This is a genomic window from Bacillota bacterium (genome assembly GCA_040757085.1).
In the GTDB taxonomy this organism is placed as follows: Bacteria; Bacillota; Sulfobacillia; order JACIYH01; family JACIYH01; genus JACIYH01.
The window spans coordinates 235,438-251,078 of record JBFLXJ010000017.1 but is presented as its reverse complement, the minus strand read 5'-3'; the positions used below and the strand labels follow the sequence as shown (position 1 = coordinate 251,078).

General features: G+C 66.5%; 17 protein-coding genes. 4 read left to right on the top strand and 13 right to left on the bottom strand.

From position 1 onward, the window contains the following. Nucleotides 1–145: 145 nt before the first annotated feature. On the bottom strand, nucleotides 146–1,300 hold the full coding sequence (gene nifV, locus AB1446_06365; protein ID MEW6546528.1) for a homocitrate synthase: 1,155 nt from the start codon (nucleotides 1,298–1,300) through the stop codon (nucleotides 146–148). A 167-nt stretch (nucleotides 1,301–1,467) separates the two neighbouring features. Then, a complete protein-coding gene (locus AB1446_06360) occupies nucleotides 1,468–2,715 on the bottom strand; it encodes a DUF3794 domain-containing protein (protein ID MEW6546527.1) in 1,248 nt (415 codons plus the stop codon). Between the two features lie 168 nt (nucleotides 2,716–2,883). On the opposite strand from AB1446_06360, the gene AB1446_06355 reads away from it, so the two are divergent. Continuing rightward, nucleotides 2,884–3,819: a M23 family metallopeptidase gene (locus tag AB1446_06355; protein MEW6546526.1), complete on the top strand. Its 936-nt coding sequence runs from the start codon at nucleotides 2,884–2,886 to the stop codon at nucleotides 3,817–3,819. Between the two features lie 5 nt (nucleotides 3,820–3,824). Here AB1446_06355 and AB1446_06350 read toward each other — a convergent pair whose 3' ends face one another. From AB1446_06350 to AB1446_06305, 10 genes are all read right to left on the bottom strand, one after another. Continuing rightward, nucleotides 3,825–5,126: an MFS transporter gene (locus tag AB1446_06350; protein ID MEW6546525.1), complete on the bottom strand. Its 1,302-nt coding sequence runs from the start codon at nucleotides 5,124–5,126 to the stop codon at nucleotides 3,825–3,827. Between the two features lie 77 nt (nucleotides 5,127–5,203). Next, a complete protein-coding gene (locus AB1446_06345; GenBank protein MEW6546524.1) occupies nucleotides 5,204–5,455 on the bottom strand; it encodes a hypothetical protein in 252 nt (83 codons plus the stop codon). Between the two features lie 115 nt (nucleotides 5,456–5,570). Continuing rightward, the gene (locus tag AB1446_06340) at nucleotides 5,571–6,296 is read right to left on the bottom strand and encodes a SagB/ThcOx family dehydrogenase (GenBank protein ID MEW6546523.1); all 726 of its coding nucleotides are present in this window, start codon (nucleotides 6,294–6,296) and stop codon (nucleotides 5,571–5,573) included. Between the two features lie 14 nt (nucleotides 6,297–6,310). Then, complete coding sequence (locus AB1446_06335; GenBank protein MEW6546522.1) at nucleotides 6,311–6,805, bottom strand: DUF296 domain-containing protein; 495 nt, start codon at nucleotides 6,803–6,805, stop codon at nucleotides 6,311–6,313. A 47-nt stretch (nucleotides 6,806–6,852) separates the two neighbouring features. Continuing rightward, nucleotides 6,853–7,875: a biotin-dependent carboxyltransferase family protein gene (locus AB1446_06330; protein MEW6546521.1), complete on the bottom strand. Its 1,023-nt coding sequence runs from the start codon at nucleotides 7,873–7,875 to the stop codon at nucleotides 6,853–6,855. Beyond that, nucleotides 7,866–8,627, bottom strand: a complete 762-nt coding sequence (gene pxpB, locus AB1446_06325; GenBank protein MEW6546520.1) for a 5-oxoprolinase subunit PxpB — start codon at nucleotides 8,625–8,627, stop codon at nucleotides 7,866–7,868. The genes AB1446_06330 and pxpB overlap by 10 nt, the downstream gene beginning before the upstream one ends. Beyond that, a complete protein-coding gene (locus tag AB1446_06320; protein MEW6546519.1) occupies nucleotides 8,617–9,513 on the bottom strand; it encodes a DMT family transporter in 897 nt (298 codons plus the stop codon). The genes pxpB and AB1446_06320 overlap by 11 nt, the downstream gene beginning before the upstream one ends. A 30-nt stretch (nucleotides 9,514–9,543) precedes the next feature. Further along, nucleotides 9,544–9,762 carry a NifU family protein gene (locus tag AB1446_06315; protein MEW6546518.1) on the bottom strand — a complete coding sequence of 73 codons (219 nt, stop codon included), beginning with the start codon at nucleotides 9,760–9,762 and terminating at the stop codon, nucleotides 9,544–9,546. A gap of 100 nt (nucleotides 9,763–9,862) precedes the next feature. Beyond that, a complete protein-coding gene (locus tag AB1446_06310) occupies nucleotides 9,863–10,768 on the bottom strand; it encodes a Clp1/GlmU family protein (GenBank protein MEW6546517.1) in 906 nt (301 codons plus the stop codon). Continuing rightward, a complete protein-coding gene (locus AB1446_06305) occupies nucleotides 10,765–11,535 on the bottom strand; it encodes a hypothetical protein (GenBank protein ID MEW6546516.1) in 771 nt (256 codons plus the stop codon). The genes AB1446_06310 and AB1446_06305 overlap by 4 nt, the downstream gene beginning before the upstream one ends. A 385-nt stretch (nucleotides 11,536–11,920) precedes the next feature. Here AB1446_06305 and AB1446_06300 point away from each other — a divergent pair, with 385 nt between their 5' ends. The 3 genes from AB1446_06300 to AB1446_06290 all read left to right on the top strand — a co-directional run bounded on the left by AB1446_06300 (nucleotide 11,921) and on the right by AB1446_06290 (nucleotide 15,220). Further along, the gene (locus AB1446_06300) at nucleotides 11,921–13,432 is read left to right on the top strand and encodes an amino acid permease (GenBank protein MEW6546515.1); all 1,512 of its coding nucleotides are present in this window, start codon (nucleotides 11,921–11,923) and stop codon (nucleotides 13,430–13,432) included. A 116-nt stretch (nucleotides 13,433–13,548) separates the two neighbouring features. After that, nucleotides 13,549–14,142, top strand: a complete 594-nt coding sequence (locus AB1446_06295) for a DedA family protein (protein MEW6546514.1) — start codon at nucleotides 13,549–13,551, stop codon at nucleotides 14,140–14,142. A gap of 37 nt (nucleotides 14,143–14,179) precedes the next feature. Further along, entirely contained in the window at nucleotides 14,180–15,220 is a 1,041-nt protein-coding gene (locus tag AB1446_06290; GenBank protein MEW6546513.1) for a PIG-L family deacetylase, read from the top strand. On the opposite strand, the gene AB1446_06285 is transcribed toward AB1446_06290, so the two are convergent. Further along, complete coding sequence (locus AB1446_06285; GenBank protein ID MEW6546512.1) at nucleotides 15,217–15,618, bottom strand: RidA family protein; 402 nt, start codon at nucleotides 15,616–15,618, stop codon at nucleotides 15,217–15,219. The genes AB1446_06290 and AB1446_06285 overlap by 4 nt on opposite strands. Between the last annotated feature and the right edge of the window lie 23 nt (nucleotides 15,619–15,641).

Here is a 15,641-nt window from a genome sequence, read left to right as displayed (position 1 = left end):
ATCCGGTTACACTCTGGCACAGGCTTCCAGGGAACACGGCGGGCGCAACCGGGCCCGAGCAACCGGCATCCGGCGACTTGGCAGCTAAAACCCACCAGCCCCCCGGTAGCGAAGCACGATTTGGGGCCACGCCCTTCGCCCCCCGTCACTGCGACCCAGCATTGGCCATCCGCTGCCCCTCCAGCTTCCGGTACAGGCGTACAAGTTCCCAATCCTGAAGCGAACGCTTCAAATCGACGGCACACTGGCGGACGCGAGCGAGGAGGTCGGGAATCAGGGTGCCATCCGGTTCAATACCGGATCTCCGCAAGGAGGCGAGGATGGCAGCCGCACCGGAGTGCTTGCCAACCACCAGGCGGCGGACCAACCCCACCTCGGCCGGATCGAAAGGTTCGTAGGTGCTGGGATCCTTCAGCACGCCGTCCACGTGAATCCCCGACTCGTGCGCGAACACGCCGGGGCCCACCACCGGCTTGCCTGCCGGTACCGGCCTGCCCGCCGCAGCGCCCACGTAATCGGCAACCCGGGCCAGGCAGCGGGTATCAATCCCCGTCTCGTACCCCAGAAGGTGCTTGAGCCCCATCACCACTTCTTCCAGGGCCGCGTTGCCGGCTCTCTCGCCCAGCCCGCCCACTGTCACGCCCACGAAGGACGCCCCCGCCATGACCCCGGCCAGTGCGTTGGCGGTGGCCAGTCCCAGGTCATTGTGGGTGTGCATCTCTACCGGCAACCCCGGTACTGCTTCGAGTAACCGGGCCACCGCACCATGCACCGCCAGGGGATGCATCATGCCGACTGTATCGCAGAAGCGGAGGCGGTGAGCGCCCGCGTCCCGCGCCGTCCTGGCGAATTCCACGAGGAAATCGGGGTCAGCCCGCGAGGCGTCTTCCGCGCTCACCGAGACGTAGAGCCGCTGCTCCCTAGCCATCTCCGTGGTGCGCGCCATGGTTTCCAGAACCCACCGTCGGGTCGCCCTCAACTTCTTTTGGATCTGGATGTCGGAAACGGAGATGGACAGTGCCACCGCCTGGACCTCACACTCCAGCGAGTGACGCAGGTCCTCCGGGAGCGCCCGGTTCCAGGCCATGACCCTCGCCCTCAACCCCAGACGGGCAATTGCCCGTACTGCCTCCTTCTCAGCTCCCCCCATCACCGGAATGCCAGCCTCGATTTCGTCCACCCCCAGATCGTCCAGGAGGCACGCAATGTACTCCTTTTCCTGGGGTGTGAACACCACACCGGCCGTCTGCTCCCCATCGCGGAGGGTAGTATCCACCACAAAGATGCGCCTGCCCCCCACCGCCCTTACCCCTTTCCTGTTGGATTTAAGGATGATTGTATACACGGATACGCTCTTGTCAAGTGCCCGCCCTGAGGCGGTGCTGGACGTGCACGACCAAGGGCGGAGTTGCGGGCGCCCCACGATGTCGCAAGCTCCACATGCCAATCCTGGCACGCGGGCACCATCTACCAACCGGCGGTGCGCAGTGGCAAGGGAAGATTAACGACGAAATTGGAGAAGTCGGTGGTGTGCTCGACCACGTGGACGGCCTGGTCGAAGGTGCGGCCCTCGTACATGATCTTCTGCTGCAAGGTGCCCTCGATGATCACCTTGCGCGGCACCACGATCACCCGGCGGGTGCGGGCCGTGGTACGGATGTCCAGGATCTGCACGGCATCGGGTTTGGTCTCGGGGATGTCCACGACCTCGCGTACGATACTCTGAGTGGTGCCCTGCCCGCGTGCCTCGACCACTCTCACCGTGGCGAACTCCACCTGCAGGCCGGCCACGCCCGTCACGTTGACCACCACGTTGATGGTTTCCGTGCGGGTGACCCGGGCACGCACCATCAGGATGATGCGGGCCACGATGCTGCGCCCTTCCGGCCCCACCTCGAAGGTGGCGTGCTCGATGCTGACGTCGGCGGTCACCATCATGCCAGGCTGGGCACCGGGCACCTCCACGAACTGGTGGAACGGGATGGTGGCGTGCAGGACGTGCACCGTCTGCGTGGGCACCGCTGCCTCGTAGATGATCTTGATGTCGATTTCACCCTCGACGATTACCTTGTTGGGCAAGGGGCGCACTTCGGTCACGCGGGTGGTGGCCAGGAAGTCGATGACCTGGGCAACAGAAGGTTTCTGAGGAGGCACGGGGATGGTGCTCTGCACCACTGCCTGCCGCTCGCCCTCACCCACAGTGACTTCGGTGCGGATAGCCTCCCGCTGGACCTGCAAACCCTCGACCCCGGTGACCTCGGTTACCACCTCCAGTTCCACGGTGCGCACGACGCGAGCGGTCAGGCGGAGGATGGCAACCACCTCCAGGGTTCGCCCGTCGACACCCACGTCCACCGCCAGGTGCTCGATCTCGGCCGTCACCTGGGCGACCATGTCGGGTTCCACGCCGGGGAGCACCACGAACCCGGTGAAGGCGATGTCACCGTGTACCACGTGCACTGTCTGGGCCGGTACCGCCGCCTCGTAGATGACCTTCACCGACAGGATGCCTTCCACCAGCACCTTGTCGGGGACAACAGTCACCTTGGTTATGGTCACCTGACCCATGCTGTCGATGACCTGGGTGACGCTGGGCTTCTGGGGCGGAACCACGATGGTGCCCAGCACGTTTTGCTGGGTCGTTCCCTCAGCCACCACCTCCTCCAGGCGGAGCGGCTCCCGGGTGACGATCAGTTGCTGTCTTATCTGGCTCACTTCTAAACCTCCTTTCTTCCCGGAAATCTGGTAGGCCACAGATACCCCTGGGCTACCATAATATATGCCGGAGCCCGCTCCGGTGGTGAGAATCGCCGGCTCGCCGGGAAGGACTTCACCATAATGGGCGCCAAGATGTTACACAAAAGGGCCAGGGGGTGAGGCAAGGTGCCCGGCAAGACCCAGTGCGGGCCTCCCGCCCGGCTGGCAACGATGCTCTTCCTGCTGGGATTGTGCCTGGTGGGCACCACCGGTTGCCGCCAGTCTCTGCCTTTCCACCCCCCGCCCGCATCCCCGCAATTCCTGCTGGTCGTGGAGCCCGCTGATCTCGCCCCCGGCGAGGCCGCCCTGGGTACCCTGTGGACCATCGGGGGACCCCTCCCCGCAGCTACCCTGGAGGCATTTGGAAGGGAACAGCCCATGTTCCAGGTGGGCAACCGCCTGGTGGCACTGGTGGGAGTCCCGGCATCCCAGGACCCGGGTAAGGCCTTGGTGACGGCACGACTCGAGGGGCCGGGCGCGCCTGGCGAAGTCACCGCTATGGTCAACGTGCGGCCGCGCCAGTTCCCCGTCTCCCGCATCCGGGCTACTCCGTCTCAGACGGAAGCACGGTCTGAGCAAAAGCTACGGGAAGATCAGGCAAGAGTCAGGAAAGCCAAGAGCAACTCCGCCCCCCGTCCCCTGTGGGAGGGGGAATTCATCATGCCCGTCGACGCGCCGGTAAGCACCCCTTACGGCTTGACCCGCTACATCAACGACCGGGAGGCAGGCAGGCACTCGGGCATCGACCTGGCGGCTCCCGCCGGAGCACCCGTGCTGGCAACCAACGGCGGGCAGGTGGTGTTTGCCGGCCGCCTGCACGCTGCCGGACTGACGGTGATCATCGATCACGGTCTCTTCCTGTTCTCTTCTTACTCTCACCTGAGCCGGATCGGTGTGAAGGTGGGCGATAGGGTCACAAAGGGCCAGGTGGTGGGGTGGGTTGGAAACACCGGGTTCTCCACCGGCCCCCACCTGCACTGGTCCACCACCGTGGGTTTCACCGCGGTGGACCCCATGTCGCTGATCGGACCCCGACCCTGGCTGCAGTCCCTGTCCCGCTGACGGCCTCAGGCGGGCAACTGCGCTACCGCCCGCGGCAGCCCCGGGCGGGTGGTGCGAGCATAGTAGATCAGCAGGCCGGTCCCCAGCAGTCTACCCAGGGTGGATATCCCCATGGCCACGTACAGACCCCAGGCCATGAAAGCAGCCACGCCCAGCATGGGAAAGATCAGGGTAGTGCCGTTGATGACGAGGTTATACACACCCACGTACCGCGGACGGCCTTCACCCGGAGACACGTCGAGCAGCAGGTTGAAGAGGGCCAGGTTGAAAGCGGCCCCGAACACTCCTCCCACCACTGACCAGAACAGGAGCACGTAAGGGGATCCTGCCAGGGCGTATCCGAGGGGAAAGGCGACATGGACGGCCGCGGCCAGGGTAAAAACGAAGTGGTTCCCCCGTCGCACGCACACCCGCCCCCAGTAGCGGTAGGTTACAACGGAGCAAATCCCGGAGACGAGGGAAAACGAAGCTATCCAGCTGTTCGCCAGGTCTAACTTGCGCACGTAGATGATGGGGTACATGGGGACAGCCAGCATCATGCCGCTGTAAAAGACGGCCACCGGGAACAGAAAGGCCAGAAATTCCCGGTTGCGCAGGATTTCTCCGTAGCCCCGCAAGCCTGCAGAGGCCTGGCCCGCCGGCACCCCTGCCCGTGGTGTCTCCTCCCGCAGGCGGGCAAGGAACAGGTAAGACCCCATCAGGCAGGCGAAGGCCAGGAGGAATAGCGCCCACCAGTTCCAGGGTTCCGGCAGGGCATCCAGCAGGGGACCGGCCACCGCCGTTCCCGCCAGGGTAGCCAGAGCCGCCCACATGTTGCGGTCCGCGAAAACCTGAGCCCGCAAACGGCCCGGGAACAGTTCGGCCATCAGGGTGGTCCAAGCCGTGTTCGTCACCGTGGCGGGGATGGTGGCCAGCCCCAACCCGATCACCAGCAACCACGCCCGCGGAATTCCGACCAGGAACGGCAATGCAGCGAAGAACAGGAAGAACAGGCGGTGAACCAGGGTATAGGCAAGCACCACCGGCATACGGGTGGGCGACCGCTCGGTGAGCCACACCGCGGGCAACTGGCCCACCAGACCCCCCAGGGCCGGCGCCGCCGTTACCAGTCCCACGTGGACATCCGAGCCCCCCAGGGCCATGGCAAAAGGACCCAGAAAAGGATTGGTGAGGCCCTGCGCTGCCGCAAAAAGGGCCCCGTCCACCAGGCTGTTGTACGCGTTCTCTCGGGTTACGGCATCCGGTAGTTGATACGCCAGCAGCAGGAGCCTGAATCTCTGCCGCCAGCGGGCAATAACCCTGCTCACACAGTCCCCCCAGGCAATCGGCTACCGGCCGCTGGCTCCTCCTTCATCCGGCAAGCCCGGCGGCCAGGCGCGGTTCCCTAGCGGGGATTCGCTTCGCCGGGGCTGATTCCTCCTTTTTCCCTCACCGCCTTGCCACGCACGAGACGGGAAAGGTAATGGGAACGATCCCTGATCTCATCCGGCTGCGTCCAGGCGAACAGGAGGGGGATCAACTGGGGCTGGCGCGAGGCTTGCTCCTCGTAAATCTCCGCCTGCAACTGGGGATCCTGTCGCGGGTCACCCGCCTTGTCCTCGCCTTCCCGCCGGGGAGGCCGGGGAGTCTCGCCCACGAGCACCACCTCCCCGACCAGTATATCCGCTAGCGCGCCACGCGAACCCGGAACCCACACCCTCGAGGCGCTCGTGCGAAGCCGAAGGGCAAACGAGGGCTCCCCTGGCCGCACCTCAGAGCCTACGTCCTATCGACGCCATGTACATGATGGTTTCCTCCTCCCCGTCCAGACCGAAGAGGTGGTCCACCTCACCGTCGTAGTAGGCGCCGATGGGACATAGCCCCAGCCCCAGCGCGGCAGCCGCCAGTGCCAGGTTCTGCATGATGTGCCCGGCATCCAGGTACATGTAACGCCACGCTCGCTCGTGGTACCGCCAGACCGCGCGCCTCACCACGGCGGCCAGGGCCACGTTGAGCGCAGCCCGGGACATCATGTCCTGGTCGAGGGCCGCTCGGGCCAGAGTGTCCCCCAGCTCACCCGGCCGCAGGAACTCCAGGGAAGCGGTGGGCACGTGGTAGTGGTAGAGCCCCGGCTCCAGGCCGGTCACCCGGTTCACCACCAGGAAGAGTTCGAAGGGATGCAGAGCCCCCGCCGAGGGGACCGTACGCAGGCGCAGGTGGTTGCCGGTGATGCCCTGGGCCGCCCATACCAGCTGGGCCACTTCGACCGGGGTGATGGCGTCGGGGCGGTACGAGCGCTCCGTGCGGCGGGTCCTCATCACCTCCCAGAGCCCGGGACCTCCCGTAGTAACCGGCTGGGGAAGCTGCACCAGGGCCAGACGCTCCGGATATTCACGGTAGGGAGCTGGTCTCTCCCCCTGGCGTCCCGGGAAGCTCTGCCCCCGGTGGTAACTCGAGACCCGCTGCATCTGCCATCCTGCCGGTGTCTCCCTCTCCATCGTGTCTTCCCTCCTCAGTTTCCTCGCCGGGCACCGCACCCCGCGGCCGGGCGGCAGGCTGCCGTGGCGGCGCCGGGCTGGCGCCAGAGGGCGAGGCCGGTGTAATCGTCGGGGTAGCGGGACCAGGGTTCACCCTCCAGTACCAGGAGGGCGAACTCGCAGGCAAATACCACGTTGCCCGGAACCAAGTGGCCTCCCCAGCAGTGCCCCTCCTCGTCGGAAAGCACCAGGTGAGCATGTACCATGGGTTGGCCGTCCCGGAGGGATACATTTCCCATCCCCGCCGCTATCTCCAGATGCCGATCCAGAGTGATGACGCGATACTGACGCACCGTCTGATCGTAGTATCCCAGGGCACCTTTCTGCAGCGCCCCGATGAACTGGACCTGCCCGGATGTGATGCTCCTTTCCCTCACCAGGGCCTCCAGGGTCCCCAGCAGGTCATCTCCGGGGGACAAACGGCCCATCAGGCAACGGCCCGTCCCGAATTCGCGCACGAGCAATTCCATCAGCTCCTTTGCAGCACTATGTACGCCGGCTTCGCGGACGGCGGTGACTACTCTTCCTGAGACTCTTCCAGAGAGAGCGAATAGCGGAAGCCGGAAATCGTGATCTGCCACCTGGTCGTCTGTTCCCTCACCCGCGCCGCCAGTTGATCCTCGTCCCAAAGTTGCCAGTACCGGATGGCCAGCCGGTGGGCTTCCTCCGGTGTGACGGCGCGGAACGATACCCGGCATCCCGGGCGAAGCTGGGCCAGGCGCCAGAGGTCGGCGGAGATCACGGTGGCGATCTTGGGATAACCGCCCACCGTCTGGCGGTTGGCCAGCACCACCAGGGGCCGGCCATCCTGGGGTACTTGCACAGCACCCGCCGGCATCCCATCGGAGACAATGTCCGCCCTTCCCCGGTGGCGGATGACGGGACCCTCAAGGCGTAACCCCATGCGGTCGGACTGGGGGGTGACCTGGTAGCAGGATCCCAGGAATACCCGCAACCCCTCGGAGGTGAAGTGATCCTCCTGGGGACCCAGTACCACCCGCGCGAGCACGTGCTCGGGGTACAGGGGTACCAGCTCCGGGGGGATGGGACGGGGCCCGGCCCCCGCCGGCGGAGCGCCGATGGGAAGCTCGTCTCCCGCCCGCAGGGCACGTCCCTCCAGGCCCCCGAACCGGCCCAGGAGGTCGGTGGACCGGGAGCCCAGGACGGGCGGCACGTCGATTCCTCCCGCCACCGCCAGGTAGGCCCGGCATCCCCGAGCACCGCCCGTGAAGGCGAGGGTGCCCCCCGCCGGCACCGTAACCGCCTTCCACATGGGGAAAGGCTCGCCGTCCACTACAGGCCCCAGGTCGGCACCCGTAATGGCCACCAGCGTTTCCCGGGTGAAGGACAGTCGGGGGCCGACGAGGGTTATCTCCAGGGCAGCCGCACCGGGGGGATTCCCAACCGCCCAATTGGCCAGGCGAAAGGCGTACTCGTCCACGGCCCCCGCAGGGGAAACTCCGAGGGCCTGGTATCCGAAACGACCCAGGTCCTGAACCGTGGTGAGCAGTCCCCCTTCTACAACCCTGATCAATCCCACGGCGATCCGCTCCCCTCCTCCCGACCCTCCTCCACCAGTCCCCCCCACAGTTCTTCGGGTCCGCACCGCTGGGCACGCTCCTGCCATTCCCGGAACTCCTCGGCGCTGATGGGTTGCAGTCGCACCCGGTCGCCGGGCTGCAACAGCGCGGGAGGGTCACGGCGAGGTACGAACAGGGAAAGGGGCGTACGGCCCAGCAGGCGCCATCCACCCGGGCTCTCGGAAGGGTAGATACCGGTTTGCTCCCCGGCTATCCCCACCGACCCTGCCGGCACCCGAGTACGCGGAGTGGCGAGTCGCGGCATGGCGATCTCGGGAGGCACCTTGCCCAGAAAGGGGAAGCCGGGAGCGAACCCCAGGCAATACACCATGTACTCCTGGCCCGCGTGGATCGCCACCACCTCCTCCGGGGACAGGCGGGAAAAACGGGCAATCTCCTCCAGGTCGGGCCCGAACTCTCCCCCGTAGGCCACAGGTATGCGTACGAGCCGCGAGGGCGCGGGGTCTGGTTCCCATACCTCCAGGCGGGCCAGCCAGCCCAGCAGGGCATGGGGAGGCAGTTCCCACGGCCGGTAGTAAACCAGCACGGACCGGTAAGAAGGAATCACCTCGACGACCCCGGCGGGACCGTGCTCCCTGATAAGGCGGGCCAACCCCTGCACGCGGCGGTTGACGGCGGGGTCGATCCCCTCCCCCAGCTCCACCACCAGGCTGCTGTCTCCGGCTACCAGGTAACGGGGCTTAGCATACACGGGCATTCCACCTCTTGCCACGGACGGGAGTGGTCAGGACCAGGAACCAGGCGATCCCGCCCAGGGCCAAGAAACCTCCCAGGACGGTGGTGGCGGCCGGGACCTCCCCCAGGAAGGCCAGCACCAGCAGGGAGGCACCCACCGGTTCCCCCAGGCTGGCCACGGACACCACGTGGGCGGGCAGGAAGCGCAGGGTGTAGTTGTACAGGGTATGGCCCCCGATGGTGGGGACGACAGCCAGGGACAGGAAGAGCAGCCAGTCCCGGCCCGAGAAGCCGGCCAGTGGTTGTCCGGTGAGGGCGCACATCGCGAACAGCACCAGACTGCAGAATCCGTATACGGGGACAGTGTACCCGAGCAGGCTCAGCCTCTGGCGCAGGCGTCTGCCGATGAGGACGTACCCCGCCACCATGGCCGCGCCAAAAAGCGCCAGGATGTCCCCCCAGAGGAAGGCCCCTCCGGCGCGGAGGTCTCCCCCGCCGATGAAACCGCTTCCGGCGATGGCCAGGGCCGCCGCCGCCAGGCCCAGCGGCGGCACCTTTTCCCGGTACAAAAAGTGGGAACCCGCCATGACGAACAGCGGCTGCATCGACACCAGCACCGTGGAACTGGCCACCGTAGTATAAAAGAGGGAAGTGATCCAGGCAGCAAAGTGCAGTGCCAAGAAGAAGCCGGAGAGCAAACACCAGCCCAGTTCCTTCCTCCCCAGGTGCCTCAGGGCACCCCTATCCAAAATCATGAGTAGCGCAGCCAGGATGAGGGTAGTAATTCCCATGCGATATGCGGCAATAGCGAGGGGCGGAGCAGAGCTGAGTCGGATGAACAGGGAACTGAAGGATACGGAGACTACGGCTGCGCCCAGGACGCCGTATGGCGACGGGTGCATCCCGATCGCCGGGTTCCCCCCTTCCGGTCCTTAAACCGCCTGTACGCTCTTGACCTCGGGGATCTCGGCCTTCAGAGCCGCCTCGATCCCGTTCTTGATGGTCATGGCGGCAAAGGGACATCCACCGCAGGTCCCCTTCAGCCGTACCTTGACCACCCCGCCTTCGATGCCTACCAGTTCCACGTCGCCGCCGTCAGCCTGCAGCATGGGCCTCACCCGAGTGAGAACCGCTTCTACCTTATCCTGCACGCCGGCACCTCCTCGCCTCTTTATATCCCCTTCGGGGAACGCCGTCAACCGGTTCGGATGGGCACCACGGATCTGACTGGCGGGGATGGAACCGCGCCACCTAGCCAGCCACGGTATGGCCGGCTTCGCGGCCGTCGGGGGCCACCCGCATGGACCCCAGGATGATCACCTTGACCGCAGCAGCATCCTTCCAGGGTGTGAGCACACGCACCCGGTCCTCGGCGTACGACACCTCAAGAACAGTGCCTGCGGCCAGGACCTCCCCGCGGGCATCAGCCAGCCCCACCCACAGGTGATGGAACTCCTGCTCCGGCACTTCCTCGTACAAGTCCCTCTCCCAGAACGAGTTCACTATCCCCAGCCCCGCCAGGGGGATGTCCAGCGGGGCCGCCTGTTGCAAGTAGCGGGCCAGCAGCCTCTCCCGGTTGGCACGGCGTTCTTCGCGCGAACGCTCCCGTGCCCGCCCCGAGGGAGGTACGCGCAGCACCCGGGGTCGGGTGCGGCCCCGCAACCCGCGCAGGATGGGAGCCAGCTCGCCTTCCCGTTCCAGGGCTACCACCCACTCGGGCCGGGTGGCTGCGATCTTGAGTTCCTTAAGGACCTGGCCCAACCGCCCAGAGACGGTGCCCGTGGTATCCACCACCACCACGGCAGCTCCCTCCCGCCGGGCCCGCCAGACCATGGACGCCGTGGCGACAACATGGTGCGCCGGCGAGCGGGCGGGGGAGGTGGCACCCACGAACGCCATTGCGGCGACCGGCACCTGATCCAAACGCTCGATGGGCCCCGGAGGGTATCCCAGCCCCACGGTACCGGGAGGCCCCACGTCGGATTGCCCTACGTCCGCGTCCACCACCGCTACCCGGTGCCCCGCCCCCAGGCAGGCGTTCACCAACCAGGCAGCCAGGGTGCTCTTGCCGGTGTCGGGTGCCCCCACCAGAAGCACCACCCCGGGCGAAGCAGCCACCTGGGCACATGCCCAGTTCCATTCCCGGGCCCAGTTCATCGCTCCCGGGCAGGCGGCAGCGGGAAGGCCGGCTCGCCCTTGAGAGACTTCACCAGCGAGAAGGCCGCCTCAACCCGGTCCCGTTCGCCTTCCAAAAGCAGCGTGACCGCGCCTTCGGCTCCCCCCACCCCGCCGCTTCCCACGTGGATGGCGTCCACCCCCGTCAGCACCGCCAGGGCCTCGATTTCCGTGACCACCCGCGCCCCCACCAGGGGCATCAGCCCCACGGGTTCCCCGGTGGCCATCTCCACGGCAGCGGAACCCATGCGGCCCGCCGCCCGGGCCACGGACGGCACCAGCTTCTCCAGACCCACGGGAACCACCAGATGGGCCCCCCGCGCCGCCAGGTAGCCGATGGCCAGGCCGATGGTCCCCCCGCTCGCCCCGCCCAGGAAAATTCCCGCCAGGCCGGCGGGATCAACGGCGTTGGCTCCCTTGATGAACACGTCCCCGGCCTCGAACTCTTCCAGGACTTCCCGTGGCCGCCGATCCACCCTCTCCCCCCGGATGAGCACCACGGGATGCATCCTGATGTCGGGCGGGGTCTCCCACAACCCCTGCGGCCCCACAAAGCCGGCCACGAAGGGACCGCGCGGCATGGGCTGCCCCAGGATTTCCTCGGCCACGTATGTGTTGGTGGTGCCCACGGCAATCACCACCCTGCCATGGGCCAGGGCGTTCCTGACCTCGGGCAGAGCAGTCACCCCTTTGGCGATGAGTCGTCGCGACTCCGCCGGCGTCAGACAAACCAGTGCCTTAGCCCTCATCTCTTCTCCCCCAATCCTTGTCCCTGCTTGATTCTTCCGGGCCACAAAGTGATGGTAGCCGTCTCCGACCAGTTCCTTAACGAGGAAACAAGAGGTATCCGCCGGGTTCCAGAGCCTGGTAGAAATTGGCCAGGACCAGCCGCCAATCCCTCCGGGCATATGTTCTCCATGGCATCAACAGTCCTGGCGTGAGAACATCCCGTACCTCCACTCCTTTGGGCAATTCGCCGTGACCCGTTACCCATTCCTGCCCGGTTCCCCCGTCGGACGCAGGCGGACCTGCCGCCACCGCGGACTGCCCTGCCCCGACCGGAGACTGCCCTGCCGCCACCGTGAACGGCCGCGCTCCGCCCGGCACCCCGTGCCCCATAAACGGGCGCGGGCCGTGCAAACTAGGAACGCTATGCTGAGGGAACTCGCCCGCACCTGCCTTCGCACTCGACCCATAACGAGGCCCCCGGAGAGGGGGCTGCGGCGGGTACTGGGTCCCTGGGATCTCACCTTCCTGGGCCTGGGCGGGATCATCGGGACCGGGATCTTCGTGCTGACGGGGGTTGCCGCTGCCCGCTTCGCCGGTCCCGCGGTGGTCGTCTCCTTCGTGATATCCGGCATTGCCGCCACTCTCACGGCTTTCGTGTACGCGGAGCTGGCCTCCATGGTGCCGGTGGCTGGGAGCGCTTACACCTACGCCTACTCGGCCCTGGGGGAATTGCCCGCCTGGATCATCGGGTGGGACCTGATCCTGGAGTACACGGTGGCCGCCAGCGCAGTGGCCATCGGCTGGGGGTCCTACCTGTCGTCGCTGCTGGCCAACCTGGGGATGCCGTTGCCCCACACACTCACGGCCGGCCCCTGGGAAGGAGGAGCGCTTAACCTGCCTGCCCTGACCGTGGTGGCGGTCATCACCGCGTTGCTCACACTGGGCACGCGCGAAAGTGCCACTTTCAACCTGGTGGTGGTGATCACCAAGCTGGCCGCCCTCGCCCTGTTCATTGCCCTGGGCGTGGGCAAGGTGAACCCCCTCAACTGGGTTCCCTTCGCCCCCTATGGTGCCGCGGGGGTGATGCGCGGGGCAGCCATCGTGTTCTTCGCCTACATCGGCTTCGATGCCGTCTCCACCGCTGCCGAAGAAGTCCGCCGGCCCGCCCGCGACCTGCCCATCGGGATCATGGCCTCACTGGGCATCGCCACCAGCCTGTACCTGGCGGTGGCGGCCATCCTCACCGGTATCCTGCCCTACCCCCACCTGGACACAGCTTCCCCCGTGGCCACCGCGCTGGCCGCAGCCGGCTATCGCTGGGCCTCGGCGGCGGTGTCCGTGGGGGCCCTGGCCGGCCTCACCAGTGTCCTGGTGGTGGACATTTTCGCCCAGAGCCGCATCTTCTTCGCCATGGCCGGGGACGGCATGCTGCCGCCCGTCTTTGCCAGCCTCGAACCTCGCCGCGGCACCCCCACCTTCTCCACCTACCTCACGGGGGGAACCGTGGCCCTCATGGCTTCGTTACTCCCCATCGGAACGGTGGCGGAACTCGCCAACATAGGTACCCTGGCCGCTTTCGTGCTGGTGTCAGCGGGGGTAATCGCCCTCCGCCGCCTGCGCCCGGATCTCCCCCGCCCGTTCCGGGTGCCCTGGGTGCCCTGGTTCCCCGCTTTCGCGGCCGTGTTCTGCCTCTACCTGATGGCCAACCTCCCCGCCCTCACCTGGGTCCGCTTCGGCGTCTGGCTCACCATCGGCCTCACCATCTACTTCACCTACTCCCTCCGCCACAGCCTGGTGGCCCGCCGTGCGGCGCAGGCTCCCACCCCGGCAGCTCCCCCGGTGGTGCCACGCCCGGCCCCGGGCATGGAGATAGCCGAGGAACCGGCATCCAGTGCAAACCAGAAGCCGACGATGTAAAATGACTTGGTGGTGCGGGCTGCACCGCTGTACGGCATCCATCAACGCAACGCGGTGTGGCCAAACGCACAGGCGTATTAATCGCTCAGTGTCATCGTCCGCCGGGTGGGAACACCATGTCCCCTTCCCTGACGTACCTGGCTCTTTTCGTCGGCTTCGCCCTCGAGGGGACCAGCCTCCCCGTCCCCGCCGAACTGCTGTGCCTGGTGAGCGGTCACTACCTCTCCCTGGGTCGGATGTCATTCTGGGGGTCGGTGCTGGTGGCCACGGCAGGCAACTCCGCCGGCGGGCTCCTTGCCTATGCAGCCGGATACCGGGCGGGCGAAGGTTTGCGCCGGGGTTCGCGTCTGGGCCGGCTGCTGGGCGTTAACCGGGAGGCGATGGAGCGCGCGGAGAACTGGTTCCGCCGCTACGGGGCGATCACCACTTTCTGCGCCCGCTGGCTAGGGTTTATCCGCCCCGCCGCCCTCCTGGGAGCGGGCGCCATGCGACTGCCCCTGGGGGCCTACACTTTCGTCGGGTCCCTGGGATCATTCACCTACTGCTTGGTCTGGCAGTACCTGGGATGGAAGTTCGCCCCCTGGGTGAGAGCGGCGGTGGCGGGCCACCTGGTATGGGGGGTACTTGCCCTGGTGGCCAGTATTACCCTGGGGATAGCCGCCCTACGCTGGCTGGGCAGGAAATCAGTCAGGGCAGGCAGAAAACCGTGAAACCGGGCGAAGCAGGGCAGGAAATGGGTGAGGAAGAGTGCGCACAAGAGGCGTGCTACCACTTTCTCGTCCATCCGGACGCCGCAAGGTCGTCATCTTCGGCTTGGTGCTGGCCGCATGGACGGTGCTCCGGGCAGGGCTCACCGTCTGGCCGGCGGCAGTACTCGCCCGGGAAACACCGCAACCGCAGGTGGGATGGGGAGAACGCCTGCTGGTAGTTTCCCCCCACCCCGACGACGAAACCCTGGCAGCGGCAGGACTCATCCGGCGCGTGCTCTCCCGGGAGGGACAGGTGCAGGTGGTCATCCTCACCTGCGGGGATGGGTATTCCCTGGCCGCCCGCGAGTACTTCCGGCGTTCCACCCTATCGCCCCAGGATCTGTTGCGCTTCGGGCGCATCCGCATGGCGGAGGCCCGCGAAGCGGCAATCCGGCTCGGTCTCGACCCCGATAACGTCATCTTCCTCGGCTTCCCCGACCGGGGCCTGATGCGTCTGCTCCTCACCGGACGCACCGACTCACGCTTCACGGGTGCCACGACCGTCCCCTACCGGGAGTGCCTGCGTCCTGGCGCCGCTTACACCCGGGAGGAACTAAGACATCAGCTCCAGGCCGTCATCAATGCTTTCCGGCCCACCATCGTCCTTCTCCCCAGCGCCGGAGACGGACACCCGGACCACCGCGCCGCCCACCACCTTTTTCTTGACGCTGTAGCCGGCCTCAGCCCGGGGGTCGATGATGGCTCCCGGCCCCGGCTGTTAACCTACCTGGTCCACCCGCGCGCCCGGACACGGGTTCTGGAGCAGTACCTGGGCCTGCCCGCAGCAGTGGAAAAGAGCAAGGATACGGAATGCCTGCTCCTGACCCGGGAAGAACGCGCCTTCAAGCGCAACGCGCTGGGTGCCTACCGCACCCAGCGCGCCGTCTGGAGCAGCCTCTTCCTGAATTCCTTCCTGGGCCCCACCGAGACCTTCTCGCCCGCCCCCGTTGACCGTGCCGGTCACCCCGCGAGCCGGCAACCCCTAGAGCCTGCCAGGAGTGCTCCCCGGGGTCGAGCGGCCTTAGACCCAGGCCCCTAGGAAGTGGACCTGCTGGGAAGGGCAGCCACCACCTCGATTTCCACCGCCGCTCCCATGGGCAGGGCCGCCACCCCTATGCAGGTGCGGGCGGGAGGATCCTTGGGAAAGAACTGGGAGTAGACCCGGTTCATGAGCGGGAAATTACTCATGTCGGTGAGAAACACCGTCACCTTCACCGCGTTTTCCAGGGACGTCCCCGCGGCAACCAGAACCGCCTGCAGGTTCTGCAATGCCTGCCTGGTTTGCTCCTCAACGCCATCGCCAACCAGCTTCCCCGTGGTGGGTTCAATCCCCAGCTGGCCGGCCGTGAAAACCTCGTCACCGGCTATGATCGCCTGAGAGTACGGCCCCACAGGCACGGGAGCTCCCTGAGTGGTCACTACCTTCCTCTCCGGCATTTGGACAGTACCTCCCTCCGTTC